Annotated in this window: 12 protein-coding genes; all 12 read right to left on the minus strand. The window is 37.1% G+C overall.

What is annotated here, in order from left to right; all coding sequences use genetic code 11:
• Positions 1-168 precede the first annotated feature (168 nt).
• A complete protein-coding gene (gene ppc / locus KI363_RS10170; RefSeq protein ID WP_212966268.1) occupies positions 169-2919 on the minus strand; it encodes a phosphoenolpyruvate carboxylase in 2751 nt (916 codons plus the stop codon).
• A gap of 561 nt (positions 2920-3480) precedes the next feature.
• Complete coding sequence (locus tag KI363_RS10175; protein WP_158323661.1) at positions 3481-4143, minus strand: hypothetical protein; 663 nt, start codon at positions 4141-4143, stop codon at positions 3481-3483.
• Between the two features lie 185 nt (positions 4144-4328).
• On the minus strand, positions 4329-4544 hold the full coding sequence (locus KI363_RS10180; RefSeq protein WP_158323662.1) for a hypothetical protein: 216 nt from the start codon (positions 4542-4544) through the stop codon (positions 4329-4331).
• 540 nt (positions 4545-5084) lie between these two features.
• A complete protein-coding gene (gene glnA / locus KI363_RS10185) occupies positions 5085-6419 on the minus strand; it encodes a type I glutamate--ammonia ligase (RefSeq protein WP_158324345.1) in 1335 nt (444 codons plus the stop codon).
• 131 nt (positions 6420-6550) lie between these two features.
• A complete protein-coding gene (locus KI363_RS10190; protein ID WP_158324346.1) occupies positions 6551-7804 on the minus strand; it encodes a methionine gamma-lyase family protein in 1254 nt (417 codons plus the stop codon).
• Between the two features lie 25 nt (positions 7805-7829).
• Complete coding sequence (gene hflX / locus KI363_RS10195) at positions 7830-9119, minus strand: GTPase HflX (RefSeq protein ID WP_158324347.1); 1290 nt, start codon at positions 9117-9119, stop codon at positions 7830-7832.
• 122 nt (positions 9120-9241) lie between these two features.
• Positions 9242-10177 carry a stage V sporulation protein K gene (gene spoVK, locus KI363_RS10200; RefSeq protein WP_212966269.1) on the minus strand — a complete coding sequence of 312 codons (936 nt, stop codon included), beginning with the start codon at positions 10175-10177 and terminating at the stop codon, positions 9242-9244.
• 196 nt (positions 10178-10373) lie between these two features.
• Positions 10374-10601: an RNA chaperone Hfq gene (hfq, locus tag KI363_RS10205; RefSeq protein WP_212966270.1), complete on the minus strand. Its 228-nt coding sequence runs from the start codon at positions 10599-10601 to the stop codon at positions 10374-10376.
• A gap of 28 nt (positions 10602-10629) precedes the next feature.
• Complete coding sequence (miaA, locus tag KI363_RS10210; protein ID WP_158322140.1) at positions 10630-11592, minus strand: tRNA (adenosine(37)-N6)-dimethylallyltransferase MiaA; 963 nt, start codon at positions 11590-11592, stop codon at positions 10630-10632.
• Between the two features lie 162 nt (positions 11593-11754).
• Positions 11755-12012, minus strand: a complete 258-nt coding sequence (locus KI363_RS10215; RefSeq protein ID WP_158322176.1) for a hypothetical protein — start codon at positions 12010-12012, stop codon at positions 11755-11757.
• 90 nt (positions 12013-12102) lie between these two features.
• Positions 12103-13953: a DNA mismatch repair endonuclease MutL gene (gene mutL, locus KI363_RS10220; protein WP_212966271.1), complete on the minus strand. Its 1851-nt coding sequence runs from the start codon at positions 13951-13953 to the stop codon at positions 12103-12105.
• 24 nt (positions 13954-13977) lie between these two features.
• Positions 13978-16566, minus strand: a complete 2589-nt coding sequence (mutS, locus tag KI363_RS10225) for a DNA mismatch repair protein MutS (protein WP_158322142.1) — start codon at positions 16564-16566, stop codon at positions 13978-13980.
• Positions 16567-16622: the final 56 nt, after the last annotated feature.

Below are 16622 nucleotides of genomic sequence, written 5' to 3' on the forward strand. Positions count from 1 at the left end.
CGCCATGAACGGCAAAATAGTGCCGGGAGAGGGAGAAACTCTACAAAAAAAGGTTCCAAGCAAATTTTTTATTGCTTGGAACCTTTTTATTTACTATTTTTGGCTAGTTATGTCCCAGCCTCTTTTTGAATGAACAAAATATTTCATTAGCAGCATTTCGAATTATGATCAACCAGTATTGACTAAGCCAGCAGCCACTCCATTTATGGTAAGTAACACTTCAGTCACTAAATCCTCTGATGGTTGATCTGTTTCTCTTAATTTTTGAATTAAATAGACTTGCAAGAAATTTAAAGGATCTACATATGGATTTCTTCTATGCACAGATTCCTTAATATTTGGTACATGGTCCAGAAGCTCTTGGTTTCCAGAAATGAGCAATAAAGCTTTTTTCGTACGCTGATATTCATCATATATATTGCTATAAATTCTTTCGGCGATTTCAGGAGATTGAACTAATGTTAAATATTGTTTCGCTGTCGCCATATCTGCCTTCATAAGCGCCATTTGCAAATTATTAATTGTCGAACGGAAGAATGGCCATTTTTGATACATAGATTGCAATATTTCTAAATGATGAGGCTCTTGGTTAATAAAAGTCTCTAGACCCGTTCCTGCCGCATACCAAGCTGGCAACATGTGGCGAGATTGAGTCCAAGCAAAAACCCAAGGAATCGCGCGGAGATCTTCAAACTGTTGACTATTTTTTCTACTCATTGGACGTGACCCTATATTAAGTGCACCAATTTCCTTAAGTGGTGTCGCTTGATTAAAATAGGTAAGAAAATCTGGATCACCAAACACTAACGACTGATATTTTTTTAATGAATGTTTGGATATTTCTTCCATTGCCAAATCCCATTCTTTTTCACGGAAATACTCGACTTGAGATTCACTGGAAACCCGAACACATCCCTCAAGTAATGCTGATGCAGCTTGTTCTAAATTTCTGAAGGCAATGTCAGTGATTAGATACCTTGAAGAGAGAACTTCCCCTTGCTCTGTGATTTTAACGCCGTCTCCTAGTGTTTCCACTGGTTGTGAAAGAATGCTTGTATTCAATGATCCGCCACCACGTCCTAATGAACCACCGCGCCCATGGAAAAACTTAAGACGGATATCAAATTCTTTTGCCATATCATGGATTTCTTGCTGGGCTTTAAAGAGTTTCCAATTGGCTGTTAAGGTGCCACCATCTTTACTCCCATCTGAGTAACCTAGCATTATTTCCTGGTGATTGTTATGTGCCTTTAATTGATTATAATATACATCCATTTCAAATAAAGACTTCATAATTTTGGGACCAGCAATTAAATCATCAATCGTTTCCAATAATGGAGCAACATTAATGTCAGATTCCACTGTGCCATCGGCATACAGACGATAAACGCCAGCTTCTTTTGCAAGCAATAATACTTCAAGTAAATCACTGGCAGATTGGGTCATAGAGATTAAATATACTTCAATGGAACGTTTTCCAAACTCTTTATGAGCTTTTCTAATTAAATGGAAAACTTTCAGGATGTTCCGTGTTTGCTGCGAATAATCTTCCTCAAATAATAGTAGTGGACGTGGATCACCTAATGCCTCCGCTAAGATCTCTACTTTTTCGTCTTCACTTAGTTCCGAATAATTCTTTGTAATATTAACGGCTTTAAGAATTTCGTTAACAGCAAATTCATGTTCTCCGCTATGGTTACGAATATCTAATGTGACTAAGTGAAATCCAAATAACTTCACTTGTCTAATTAGTGTACGGACTGATTTAAGGGTTTTATTTTGAAGTTGGTGACTTTCCGCACTTTCCAAAATTAAACGCAAATCAGCTATTAGTTCCTCTGAATTTTTATAACCTAGGTCAGATTTTCCAACCTCATGAAGTCTTTTTAAAATGATAGCAAATTTTCGACGATAAACTTCCGATGTAACCGGCCATTTTTCTTCTTCAGTTAAATAGGTATGCTCTTCTTCATCGATAGATTTTAATAGACTCTCGCTTACTTTAATTCGAGTTGTGGACTGACTAAATCTCTTCATAAGATCATTGATAGCTTCATTGTATTTTTTAATCACTAAATCTCTTTGCATTTGTAATGTTTGCCAAGTGATCTCAGGTGTGACGTTGGGGTTTCCATCCCTGTCTCCACCGATCCAAGATCCAAAATGAAGAAAGTTAGGAACTTTCCAATCAAAATCATTGATTTGATTCTTTAATTGTAATTCTAGTTCTTCATGTACAGCTGGAATGACATCGAATAAGGTTTGGTCAAAATAATAAAGTCCGTTGCGAACTTCATCTAAAACCCTAGGCTTTCTATGACGTAATTCATCCGTTTGCCATAGAGTCGTCACTTCATTATAAAGATTTTCAATTAGGTTTTCATGCTCTAATTCTGTAATAGCTGGACTATTTAATTTTTGCAAAATAGTAGAGATTCTTTTTTGGATCTCAAGGACTGTACGTTTTGTTGCCTCAGTTGGATGAGCAGTAATGATCAGTTCAATGGACAGATCATTAATGACATCTTGCAAAGCGGCATTGGGCATCTTATAGTCTTTTACTTTCGCTACAGCATTTTCAATTGAAAAAGGTTGCGCTTTCTGTTCTTCTAATTTATACTGCTTTCTTCTCCGTATTCGGTGGTTTTGTTCAGCTATATTAATTAAATGAAAATAAATTGAAAAGGCTCTTATCACATTTTGACGCATTGGCGGTTCAAGTTGCTGAATTTTCTCTTTTAGTTGTTGATAAATATTGGCATCAAATTCTTGTCTTAGCTTTTTTGCCATTTCCCTGATTGCTTCCACTTCATTAAATAATTCGATGCCCCCATGGTGCACAAGAATTTCACCTAAAATATTACCTAGTTTTTTCACATCGCTACGCAATAAAGCATTTCGATCAATTGTCTCGTTCATAAAATCCTCCTTCTTTTAGCTATATACATAATCACCTAAATAATGAAAATTTTCCTTTTAAACTAAACATTGCGTGATAATGATCAAGCTAAATATATTATTCTGTTTAACTTAATTTGAAAGATTAAATGTTAAAGAAGTAATGCGAGATAAACAAAGACAGTTTACCTCCCAACGGGTATAAACTGTCCTTTGATGATAGAATATGTACCATCTGAAAGTACGTATAATTTTATCATAGTTGAAATTAACTGGCAAATTTTTTAGAATAATGACGAATAAAGATAATGGTCATGGTAAAACTATATAAATTTGTAAGAATATACACATGATAAATACTTTTAGAGTATTAATCCAAGAAAGAAAACCGCTAAAGCCAATGGCCTCAGGCGGTTTAATCTCATTATTACTGTTTCAAATACTGCTCCCGCTCCCACGGATGGACTTGCGTTCTAAACATGCACTGTGAAGAAAAACGGGATCGTTGGCAACTTCAACCGAAGAACCCTTGGATTTTGTCCACCAAAACTAAAATGATTCAAAGGGTCTTTTTTTATACTTTTAATAGTAGTTGACGATTAACCATTCGTCTTTTAATTCTATATGGTAGCCTATAAATGTTTGTTCCCACTCTACCTGCACAGTGGCGCCTGTTTTTATTACTAAGTCAATATTTTCCTTAATACCCTCATATCTATCTGTTAACATTTCTTTAACCATATCAGCGTGGCTCGGGGAAACAGATATAACTCCAGTGCTCATATCTGCAATACGCTGTTTATCCTTTAGTATGATAAATCCATCACTATTAGGAATGCCGTATAGTTTAGCACCATAATTTCGTACTGCAGTTATTATATCTTTTAAATTTGGATATTTGTTCTCATCCATAATAAGAGTGTATTTAATACCGTCTATAATTATCTCATCTTCAATTTGATTATTGTTTTCTCCAATTACTTTTTCTTTATTTGATCCATTCTTTGTCGTATCTGTTTGTTTATTTGTTTTCTTAGTAACCGTTGGTGGCATTTCTTCATCGATTTCTTTTACATCAAGTGTTTTTTCTTTGGGGTCTGTATTCTCAATCAATGGAGCCTTATCCACTTTTTGTTGATCACTATATTGGGTAGCACTTCCAACATTCTTGGTTCCGGAGTATTGAAATGCTCCCGCAGGTATCAAAAATAAAGTCATTAATATAACGATGTAAAACTTTTTCATTACGTGATTCCCCTTTTATATTTTCTACCTTATATCTTATCCTGAATTTTGCATTTGTGTTTCAAATGTTTCGAAACATTTCAACACCCTTCTACATTGGTATAACCCCTACAAAATGAGGGTTGTTTTTTCGTCTTGAAAAGCCCCTCTCGTTTGAAAGGGGCTTGGATTAAGGGGAAGTGCTACTAATCCCAATCTTCTTCATGCCGACGACGACGCTCTTCACGGCAACGGCAAATGAATCTCTCGCGGTCACGATCACGGTCTCTATCATCGTCCCAATCACAATCACGGTCGTGTTCGTGTCTTACTTCACGACATCTGCAAATCAAGCGTACGCGCCGTCTACGTCTTTCTCGTCTTTCTTCTTCTCCACCTACAAAATCATCTTCAAAATACATAACCATCGCACCTTTTCCATTTATATTAAAGCCGGCCGACCTTAATACATATATTATTGGAAAATGCGTGATTTGATTGGTCATACTGTCTGGTGGAAAAGAGGATTTTATGTAAAAAAGCGACCCACCTGCTTAAGGTGAGCCACATTTTAATCACTTAACTCTCAATAATTCCATTTAGATCAGCGAGCTTTTCACTGTGGTCCCGTATTTTTTGAAATAAAAACCGGGAAATTATCGGGCAACCCAAAAAATAACCTACTTATCAATCCGAATTGCCTGATGAACAAAAAGCGCAAGCGCCCGTTTAGCGACGTACAAACTTTTTAGGGGCCTGACGAGATAAAGGAAACACGATGAACCCGAAGGATGAATCGATGTTGACTTATCGTAGGAAGGCACCGAAAGTTTGCTAGTCGCTGGGCGCTGGAGCTGGATGTCAACCGCAACATAAGCAACTTATCCACAAGCTAGGATTTTATAAATGCCTAAGCAGAAAGAAAAACCGCTAAAGCCGATAGCTTCAACGGTTTAACCTTATTAATACTGCTTCAAATACTGCTCCCGCTCCCACGGGTGGACTTGCGTACGGAACATATCCCATTCGATTTCTTTTGCTTCGATGAAATTTTCATAAATATGATTTCCTAATCCTGCTTTTATAATTTCATCTTGTTTTAATTGATCCAAAGCTTCCGATAAATTTGCTGGTAGGTCAATCACACCTTCTTCATTTCTCTCACTTTTATTCATGATATAGATGTTTTTATCTACAGCATGGGGAGGTGTTAATTGATCTTCTATTCCACTTAACCCCGCTTTAAGAAGAACAGCCATGGCCAAATATGGATTGGCACTTGGATCTACACTTCTTACTTCAATCCGTGTACTAAGTCCACGTGAGGAAGGGATACGAACAAGCGGGCTTCTGTTTTGTGCGGACCAAGCAATATAGCAAGGTGCTTCAAACCCGGGAACCAAGCGTTTATAGGAATTGATCGTTGGATTCGTAATTGCCGTAAAGCCTGGTGCATGTTTAATGATCCCTGCCATGAAATGATAGGCCGTTTCACTCATTTGCAGTTCTCCATTTTTATCATAGAAAACATTTTCCCCATCATTAAATAAGGATAAATTAAAATGCATCCCTGATCCTGCAACCCCATAAAGTGGTTTCGGCATGAATGTAGCGTGAAGCCCATGCTTTCGTGCCATTGTTTTGACGACCAGTTTAAATGTCTGGATTTGATCACACGCCGTTACAGCGTCAGCATATTTAAAATCAATTTCATGTTGCCCTGGTGCTTCTTCATGATGAGAGGCTTCAATCTCGAAGCCTAATTCTTCTAGTTCTAACACAATATCTCGGCGGCAATTCTCACCAAGATCAGTAGGAGCTAAATCAAAATAACCACCATGGTCATTTAATTCTAGTGTTGGCTCCCCATTATCATCTAATTTAAATAGGAAAAATTCAGGCTCGGGTCCTAAATTAAAATTAGTAAATCCATACTTTTCCATTTCTTTTAATACCCTTTTTAAATTGCTTCGCGGATCCCCCGCAAAAGGTTCCAAATTTGAATTATATACATCACAAATTAATCGAGCGACTTTTCCCTTACTTGCGGACCATGGGAAAACCACCCATGTATCTAGATCAGGATATAAATACATATCCGATTCTTCTATTCTAACGAAACCTTCGATCGAGGAACCATCGAACATCATTTTATTATCCAACGCCTTCTCTAACTGCGTAATTGGAATTTCAACATTTTTTACCGTGCCGAGAATATCCGTAAATTGCAACCTTACAAATTTAACATTTTGTTCTTTTGCTAATCGCGCAATGTCTTCTTTGGTATATCTACCCATACTAATCTAAAAGTCCTCCCGTAATTTCAAAGTTGCATATTCTATCCTCTTATTTAACATATATGCACTTTAAGATTTTATAAAATTTTTTTCGAAAAATAAAGTATAAATTTCTTCCTTATTCATATTCCTTATTCTACATCGATTAAACCTTTTTCGATTAAACGATTTAATGCGTTCGATACAGCTATTTTCACATGAGCATAGGTCAATCCACCTTGAACGTAGGCTGTATAGGGTGGTCTGATCGGACCGTCAGCAGATAATTCGATACTTGCCCCTTGAATAAATGTTCCGGCAGCCATGATGACCTCATGCTCGTAGCCAGGCATTAAACTTGGATAAGGTTTTACAAAAGAATCTACGGGAGAGGCCGCTTGAATCTCTTGACAAAACTCAATCATCATTTCCTTATGATTAAACTGCACGGATTGGATTAAATCTGTACGCGTGGCATCCCACTTCGGTGAAGTTTGCAGTCCAACTTTTTCTAATAAGGCAGATGTAAAAACGGCTCCCTTTAACGCTTGACCTGTAATATGCGGCGCCAAAAAAAAGCCTTGATACATTTCAAGTAAACTATAGAGTGAGGCTCCCGCTTCGCGTCCAATGCCGGGTGAGGTCATTCGGTAGGCACACATTTCAACAAATTGTGTTTTCCCTACGATATAACCACCTGTTTTTACGATCCCACCACCAGGATTCTTGATTAAGGATCCTGCCATTAAATCTGCCCCAACATGACAAGGTTCTAATTCTTCAACAAATTCACCATAACAATTGTCCACAAACACAATCAAATCTGATTTTATTTCCTTCACAAACTGAATCATCGTCTTGATTTCGGATATAGTGAATGAAGGACGGTCACCATATCCTTTAGAACGCTGGATTCCAATCACCTTTGTGTTTGGTTTAATCGCTTTTTGCACGGCCTCAAAATCAATGGAGCCATCTTCAGCTAAATCTACACAGTTATAGTGAATACCATATTCCTTTAACGAGCCATTGTCCTCTCCCCTTAAACCAACTACTTCTTCCAATGTATCATAAGGTTTTCCGGTAATATACAATAACTCATCACCTGGCCTAAGCACCCCAAATAACGAAATGGAAATAGCATGCGTCCCAGAGATGATCTGGGGACGAACCAAACCCGCTTCCCCTCCAAAAACATCGGCGTACACAGCTTCCAACACTTCTCGGCCCATATCACCGTATCCATACCCTGTGGAAGCCGTAAAATGAATTTCACTGACCCGATGTTTCTGAAAACTTTCTAATACTCGCTGTTGGTTGACTTCGATCACTTGATCGATTTTTCTATGGATTGGTAAGATTTGTTCTTCAATATTGTCAATCATATGCTTTAATACTACATTCATTCTCTCTCTAACTCCTTTAAATCCCTTAAACTCCGTATAATTTCAACGCCGCTTTAACGGGGTGGTCTTTTAACACGTAACCTTTACATTTGTAGGATTGTTCCTCTTCTAAAAACTTAAATTCCCGTAAGATCGTGTCGTTTTTTAAAACGGATAAAAGTCTTCCTTCATCTGATGGAACAATGACTTGGTAATAATCCATATTTTCGGTGGCCATTTTTTCAACGATTTGTTTTAGTTTTTGGCGCTCCGTATCACTAAAGGCACTCATGATAAAATGCTTACCTGTTCGAGGTACAAACTCCCTGGCGATTTGATCAGATTTATTATAAACGGTTAATTGAGGTAAATGATCCATTTCTAACTCTTTTAATAAATGTAGGACCGTCTGCTCATGATTTTCATAATCAGGATTTGAACTGTCCACCACATGAAGTAAAAGATCGGCATCTCGCACTTCCTCTAATGTTGAACGAAACGCAGCAATTAACGTGGTTGGGAGATTCTGAATAAATCCTACTGTGTCCGTGAGGATCGCACTATAGCCACTAGGCAAAACCAATTTTCTCGTTAGGGGATCAAGGGTTGCAAATAATTGGTTTTCTTCAAAAGCCTGTGCAGTGGATAATCGGTTGAATAACGTGGATTTTCCGGCATTTGTATAGCCAACAATGGCAATTTGAAATGCTTTATTGCGTCGTCTTCTCTCACGATATCGCTCACGATGGTGGACGACAACTTGCAATTGCTTTTTAATTTCATCAATTCTACGGCGAATATGCCGTCTGTCAGACTCTAGCTTCGTTTCACCTGGACCCCTCGTTCCAATTCCACCACCTAAGCGCGATAGAAGGATTCCCTGTCCTGCTAATCTTGGTAAAAGATATTCTAGTTGGGCAAGCTCAACTTGTAACTTCCCTTCTTTAGATCGAGCTCGTTGTGCAAAAATATCCAATATTAATTGGGTACGATCGAGCACTTTTGCCGCAAGTTTTTCCTGGAGGTTTCGTTGCTGACTTGGGGACAACTCATCATTAAAAATAATTAAGTCCGGTTCGAGTTCTTCCTCTAAATGTTGCAGTTCTTCCAACTTTCCTTTTCCAATATAAGTAGAAGGATGTAATTTTTCCTGTTTCTGAGTCAACGACGCGATGGTATCTCCTTGAGCGGTAGACACTAATGACTCAAGCTCAGACATGGAATATTGAAAATGTAAGTTTGAATCAACGGTCCGGCTTCCAACAATAATAACCTTCTCTTTTCCGGGTGTCTGCAAATATTTCCCTCTTTTCCTCTTACGCCATATTTTTATCATAACAAAAAGCAATTTTAAAAACGAATTTATCGTTCTTCATAGATATGTAAGCTTGTTATACAGCAAATTGCAAAAAGTGCCTTACAGCCAAATAATGGCCATAAGGACAGTATTTTTCAACTCTACTTAGAGAAATTAAAATCTTCGCTCATTAAGGTTGCGAGAATATTTTTATCTAAATGTGACTCACTTAAGAGACGCATAGCTTGTGAGCGAATAGCCTTTTCGATTAGATTGCGAACGTAACGACCATTCGAGAAATGTTCACCTTTTACACCTTTCACATAAAGCAAGTGGTCCTTCAATTTCGCTTCGGCCTCTTTACTTAGAATATATTCTTTCTCTCCTACCATCCGACGTCCGATCTCCATTAATTCATTTGCGGTATAGTCTGGGAAATGAAAAACGAGTGGAAAACGAGAATGAAGACCGGGATTTAAACTAAGAAAATAATCCATTTCGTGGGAATATCCAGCTAGAATTAGAATAAATTCATTTTGCTTATCCTCCATATGTTTCACTAATGTATCTATGGCCTCTTTCCCAAAATCTTTTTCTCCTCCACGTCCTAATGAGTAAGCTTCATCAATAAATAAAACTCCTCCTGTTGCTTTCTTGATTAAGTCACGTGTTTTTTGAGCTGTATGACCAATATATTCTCCCACTAGATCTGCTCTTTCCGCTTCAATCAGATGGCCCTTCGGTAAAATATCCATTTTTTGAAATAACTTTCCTATTAAACGAGCAACAGTCGTTTTCCCTGTACCCGGATTTCCCTTAAACATCATGTGCAAAACTTGTTGCCCTGATTTTAACCCTGCTTCTTCCCGTCTTTTATTTATATAAATCCAGGCATATACTTCTTTCATCATTTTTTTTATTTGTGTCATTCCAACAAGAGTATTCATTTCTCTTTCAATTTCTTTCAAGATTGCGTGCTCTTGTGATAAAGACTTTGGTGAAATACTTTTTTGCAAATCAGGTATCTTTTCTCTTTTATTCACATTTAGCATAATACTGATCTGTCCATTATTTTTCATTCTAATCGGTTCACTCATCCTCATCACCTCACATTAAAAACAGTATACGCCCAAGGTTTAAAATTGTGCCCAGATCTTTAAAGAATGATATTAATTCAGTATATTCATGAGTAAGTCCTGCAATTACAAGGGAAAAATTATAAAAAGAAAGCCATCCACAACAGGTTCCTAATTGCAGGACTCCTGTTTATGACGGCTTTCTTTTAAGGCTTTTTTATTCTTCGATATTAATTTGAACATTTCGTTGCGGAGAAAATGTTGAGATAGCATGTTTAAATACCAATTGTTGCTTTCCTTCTGATTCAAAAAGAACTGTAAAATTATCAAATCCCTTTACATTTCCACGAAGTTGAAACCCATTCAGTAGAAATAAAGTAACGGGGATTGCTTCCTTTCGAAGTTGATTCAAAAATTGGTCTTGAATATTGACTGATGATTTCATAAAATGGCCTCCTATTTTATCTCTATACTTAATTATTCGATTTTAATTCAAGCTTTCCTGCAATAAAATCGAGAATTTCGGCTATTTTTTTCCAGTGTTCCCTTTCATCGGTTAAATCAAACCATTCAGCATCCATTTTATTTCTAAACCATGTTAATTGGCGCTTGGCGTAATGACGAGAATTCTTTTTAAGTAAAATAAGAGCCTCTTCATAAGGAATTCTTTTTTCAAGATAATCAGCTATTTCTTTATAACCAATTGCCTTCATCGATTGGTGTTCACGGCTAAGTCCCTTTTTCATAAGATCCCTAACTTCTTGAACTAATCCCTCCTCAATCATAAGATCAACCCTATGATCAATTCGTTGATATAATGTTTCTCGATCCATTGTTAATCCAATTAATATATCTTGATATAGGGGAATATTTTGTTGCTTTTTTTGAAATTCTGTCATTGTTTTTCCTGTACAATGAAAGATTTCTAGCGCTCTTATCACTCTACGATGATTATTTGGATGGATTTTGTTTGCGGCATCAGGGTCAATGGTTTTTAACTGATTATATAAATTCATTGCTCCCCCTGACCGAACTTTTTCTTCCATTCTTTCTCTAAAAGAAAAATCAGCAGGTGCATCAGAAAATTGATAATCATATAAAACAGATTGAATATATAGCCCTGTTCCACCAACGAGAATGGGTAGATGACCACGACTATGTACCTCTTTGATTTTTTCTCTGACAATTTTTTGGTACTCTGCCGCTGAAAATGATTCCCATGGATCTTTCAAGTTTAAAAGATGATGAGGCACCCCTTGCATCTCACTCGGTTTAATTTTGGCTGTCCCAATATCCATCCCTTTATAAACTTGCATCGAATCCCCACTAATAATTTCACCGTTAAATCTTTTAGCAATTTGTAGACTCAATTCGGTTTTCCCTACAGCGGTTGGACCAATGACTGAAACAACCTTTTCCTTTTGACTGTTCGGCAATTTGCTTCACTGCTTTCTTAAAACATCTCATCTTTTTAATAATAGTACCATATCTCTTCTATTTGGCCATAATATTAGGGCATTATGTTTATTAGTTTACATAATAAGGTTACTTTCAACTAACAATTAAACCATCTGGAACACATTTCCAGATGGTTTAATTTAAAAGAATATCATAATACCAATCGAAGTTGCTACTACAAGTACTGTTAAGCCAATATAAATCCACGTTAATGACTTTACATTGGTTTTTAAGGATTTCGTTTCATATTCATGAGATCTAGCAATCTCATCTTTTAGTGAATCGCCCTCTACTTCATATTGTTTCTGTTTTGTGCTTACTTCTTTGCCGACCAATAAAGTACCAATTAGGGCAACGACACAAACAAGAATAACAGCAATAATCATGAATACATACACGTTTATCATAACTCCTATCCGTTAGACTGAGCACTGTTTCTATTTTAACTTATTCTATCCCATCATTGAGAGTGATATATGACAATTATTTTACATAATTCTTTTAAACATTTTTTCTATTTCATAAGTTGAAAAGTGAACAATAATCGGTCTCCCATGTGGGCATGTAAACGGATCTTCGGTTTGACGTAATTCTTGAAGCAGAGCTTCAATCTCATCTTGCCTTAAATAACGATTCGCTTTTATGGATCCTTTGCAACTCATCATAATCGCTGCTTCTTCTAAAAGGATTTTGATATTCATTTTTTTCATGGCGAGGAGCTGCTCAATTAAATCTTCAATCGTTTCTTTCTCATAGCCCTTCGGAAACCAGTTTGGGTGCGAGCGAACAATAAAACTATTCGTCCCAAAATCTTCTAAAAAAATACCTACTTTTTCTAATTCATTCTTATGTTCTTCGATTTTAATATATTCATCTGTTGAAAATTCCAATGTTAGTGGAACGAGCATTTCTTGAAGTTCATTGGTAACCTCTCCCACTTTTTCACGGAAATACTCATACTTAATACGTTCCTGGGCCGCGTGTTGATCAATCATATAAAAACCACGATCATTTTGCGCTAAAATATAGGTGCCATGCAATTGTCCAATTGGGTATAAGGGTGGGATTCGATCAGGCTCTCTCTCTCTCTTTTCCTCTATGACCGGATCCATTGTTGCAACAGATTCATTGGCAACAAAACCTGTTGTTGGCTCTTTTTCTTCTGGCATATACACTTCTTTTGTTTCATCTGGCACTAATATATGCTTATTTTGGCCCTGCCAATCGTTTGTTGGCTCTTCCTCCCTTCTTGAAATGAAAGGTTTGGATGGTTTACTTTCTTCAAGCTGTAGAGAGGTTTGCTCAGATTTCTGCTCACTTCTTCTCGTTACTACATTTCCCTCCGGAATTAATTCTTGTTGTTGAAATGCTTTCTTGATGGTGGTTGAAATTAGCTGTTCAAGCTCCGCTTCTTTGCTAAGGCGAACGGTCATTTTAGCCGGATGAACATTCACATCTACCAATAAAGGATCCATCTTTATAGACAATAAAACAATCGGATGACGATTGATTGGTAATAAAGTATGATATCCATCCATAATCGCATTCACCAACGAGTAATTCTTAATAAAACGACCATTCACCATCGTTGATATATAATTTCGGGAAGCCCGTGTTATTTCAGGTAGTGATATCCATCCGCTCAACGTAAAATCAAGCGATTGTGCTTCAATCGGAATCATTTTCCTAGCGATATTCATTCCATATATAGCGGCTAATACTTGTCTGATGTCGCCATTTCCATTCGTTCTTAATAACTCTCTCTCATTATGGCGAAGACGAAACGAAATGTTCGGATGTGCCAGCGCTAATCGATTGACAATATCGGAAATATGGCCAATTTCAGTATGGATGGTTTTCATATACTTTAATCGCGCAGGAGTATTAAAAAACAAATTAGAAACGGTAAGGTCTGTTCCGGCCCGGGCGGATGATTTTTCTTGTTGAAGTAATTTACCTGCCTCTAAACACACCTTTGTCCCAGGCTTTCCCGCTTTCGCCGATATTAGTTCAATCATTGAAACCGAAGCGATACTAGGAAGAGCCTCGCCCCTAAACCCTAACGTGCGAATACGAAAAAGATCTTTCTCATCTTTAATCTTACTTGTGGCATGTCGCTTAAATGCTCTTTGAATATCTTCCTCATCAATCCCGTCCCCGTTATCTAAAACCCGAATTTTACCTAGACCCGCTTCTTCTACATCAATTTCAATAATCGTGCTATGCGCATCAATGGCATTCTCTACTAATTCCTTTACAACGGAGGCCGGACGTTCTACTACCTCACCAGCAGCAATTTTATTAGAAAGGAAATCATCTAATTCAATGATCTCGGGCATTGCGAATCCCACCCTTCATTTTTGCTATTTAAGTTGCTTCTTTATCTCATAGAGTAAATTCATCGCTTGCATCGGGTTTACTTCTAAAATATCAATACCCCGAATTTTCTCTAAGACTTTCTGATCAGATTTCCGAATATTATTCTTTTCAGGATTGTCAAAAAGGGTAAGCTGCTCTTGAACTTTATCATTTTCTTCATCGATTGTCACGGCTGTTTCAAGTCGCGTATCCCGAGCTGATTTTTCCAATTCAGCTAATACTTCATTCGCTCTTTTAATAAGGCTTGCCGGGAGTTCCGCTAATTCTGCAACATGGATACCATAACTTTTATCCGCTGCCCCTTTCTTCACTTTATGAAGAAAAACAAGCTTTCCTTGTTGCTCGATCGCACTAACATGCACATTGCTTAACTTGGCCAACTTTTCTTCCAAGACCGTTAATTCATGATAATGAGTTGAAAAAAGCGTTTTGGCCCCGATATTCTCATGTATATATTCAATAATAGCCTGAGCTAAAGCCATCCCATCATAGGTAGACGTTCCGCGCCCAATTTCATCGAATAATATTAAACTATCATTTGTTGCATTCATGAGCGCATTTTTTGCTTCAAGCATTTCAACCATAAAGGTACTTTGTCCAGAAATTAAATCATCAGCTGCGCCAATCCGAGTGAATATTTGATCAAAGATTGGTAACTCAACGGATTTGGCAGGAACAAAACAACCCATTTGCGCCATTAGAGCAATCAAGGCAATTTGTCGCATATATGTACTCTTACCTGACATATTCGGACCTGTAATTAAAAGTATCTCATTTTGATCATTCATGTAACAGTCATTTGGTACATAGCTATTAGAATCCATCACTTTCTCAACTACTGGATGCCGTCCCTCTTCTAAAGCAATTCTTCGATTTGTATTGAAAGTAGGGCGTGTATAATGGCGCTTTTCACTAATCGTAGCGAAACATTGAAATACATCTAACATACTAATAATTTTCGCTGTTTGTTGAATTCTTTTTATATAGGATTGCACCGTTTCTCTTATTTTCAGGAATAATTCGTATTCTAGGTCGACACTTTTTTCTTCTGCTTGGAGAATAAGTGCTTCTTTTTCTTTTAATTCAGGCGTAATATATCTTTCTGAATTGGCTAATGTTTGTTTACGTTCATAGCGAGAATCTTGGAGAAGATGAATGTTCGCCCGCGTCACTTCAATATAATAACCGAATACTCGATTAAACCCTACTTTTAATGATTTAATTCCCGTTTTTTCTCTTTCTTCTTTTTCTAACTGGGCAATCCATTGTTTTCCATTTCGACTAGCATCTCGATACTGGTCCAATTCTTGATGAAACCCATCTTTAATCAGCCCCCCCTCTTTAATTGAAAGTGGCGGTTGATCGACAATCGCGTTCTCTAAAAGAGTGACTAGCTCCTCACATGAGTCTAATTGGTTCGCCAATTCGTTGGCCCAATGGTGATTTAATTGTTCCGTTAATTGTTTGATGGCCGGAATTTGTATTAAGGATTTTTTCAACTGGATAAAATCCCGTGCATTTGCATTTCCAAATGCTACCCGACCAGAAAGACGTTCCAAATCATAAACGCCTGTTAATTTATCTCGCAGATCTTCCCTTTCAAAATAATGATCTAGCAGTGTTTCAACCATATCGAGCCGTTGTATAATTTTATTTTCGTTAATGAGTGGTCGATCAATCCATTGGCGTAGTAGACGACCACCCATTGCTGTGACCGTTTCATCTAATAGCCATAATAATGTGCCTTTATTATTTTTTCCTCGGATCGACTCTGAAATCTCGAGATTACGTTTTGAGAAGTAATCAATTTTCATATATTGATTTAATTCAAATTCAGTAAATGGTTGTAAATGATGGAGACTTCTTTTTTGTGATCTTTTTAAATAATGTAATAGTCTGTACGCAACCGTTTTTAATGGCTGATGATGAAGTTGCTTCACTAATTCATAAAAGTCTTCAATCTCTGCTACCTGATCCTCAAAAGAAATCACCACATGACAGCGTGTCTGTATGAAGGTAATCTCATCTTGATCAAAATTCGGATCGACGACGATTTCTTTCGCCCCAATAGAAGCTATTTCATTCGATAATCTTTCCAAGGAATTTTCTAACAATAAAGCTTTGCCCTCTCCCGTTGACAAATCCGTATAGGCAATCGCATATTTTCCAGTCTGATCACGGTGAATCGACGCAATATAGTTATTTTCTTTATCATTTAATCCTTTCTCATCCATAACAGTACCGGGGGTAATTAATTGAATGACTTCACGTCGTACTACCCCTTTAGCCTGTTTGGGATCCTCTGTTTGCTCGCAAATGGCTACCTTATATCCTTTATCAATTAATTGCTCGATATAACCTGTAGCTGCATGATAAGGAACACCACACATTGGGATTTTGTCCTGAGCGCCGCCATCCCTGCTTGTTAATGTTATTTCTAAAACCTGTGATGCCTTTAATGCATCTTCAAAAAACATTTCATAAAAATCCCCTAAACGAAAAAACAAAAAGGCATCCTGGTATTCTGCCTTTATTTTTAAATATTGTTGTATCATCGGAGTATATTGAGCCATATGTACCGATTTCCTTTCTTCTCAAAACTAAGTCCAATCTAGTATAACATATCAAG

Source organism: Lederbergia ruris, from assembly GCF_018332955.1.
GTDB classification, from domain to species: Bacteria; Bacillota; Bacilli; order Bacillales; family Bacillaceae_C; genus Lederbergia; species Lederbergia ruris.

Excerpts from the sequence above, each read along its gene's own strand:
- glnA (WP_158324345.1), bottom strand. The coding sequence starts at position 6,419 with ATGGGTAGATATACCAAAGAAGACATTGCGCGATTAGCAAAAGAACAA.
- mutS (WP_158322142.1), bottom strand. The coding sequence starts at position 16,566 with ATGGCTCAATATACTCCGATGATACAACAATATTTAAAAATAAAGGCA.
- mutL (WP_212966271.1), bottom strand. The coding sequence starts at position 13,953 with ATGCCCGAGATCATTGAATTAGATGATTTCCTTTCTAATAAAATTGCT.
- spoVK (WP_212966269.1), bottom strand. The coding sequence starts at position 10,177 with ATGAGTGAACCGATTAGAATGAAAAATAATGGACAGATCAGTATTATG.
- KI363_RS10175 (WP_158323661.1), bottom strand. The coding sequence starts at position 4,143 with ATGAAAAAGTTTTACATCGTTATATTAATGACTTTATTTTTGATACCT.
- ppc (WP_212966268.1), bottom strand. The coding sequence starts at position 2,919 with ATGAACGAGACAATTGATCGAAATGCTTTATTGCGTAGCGATGTGAAA.
- hfq (WP_212966270.1), bottom strand. The coding sequence starts at position 10,601 with ATGAAATCATCAGTCAATATTCAAGACCAATTTTTGAATCAACTTCGA.
- hflX (WP_158324347.1), bottom strand. The coding sequence starts at position 9,119 with ATGATAAAAATATGGCGTAAGAGGAAAAGAGGGAAATATTTGCAGACA.
- KI363_RS10180 (WP_158323662.1), bottom strand. The coding sequence starts at position 4,544 with ATGTATTTTGAAGATGATTTTGTAGGTGGAGAAGAAGAAAGACGAGAA.
- KI363_RS10190 (WP_158324346.1), bottom strand. The coding sequence starts at position 7,804 with ATGAATGTAGTATTAAAGCATATGATTGACAATATTGAAGAACAAATC.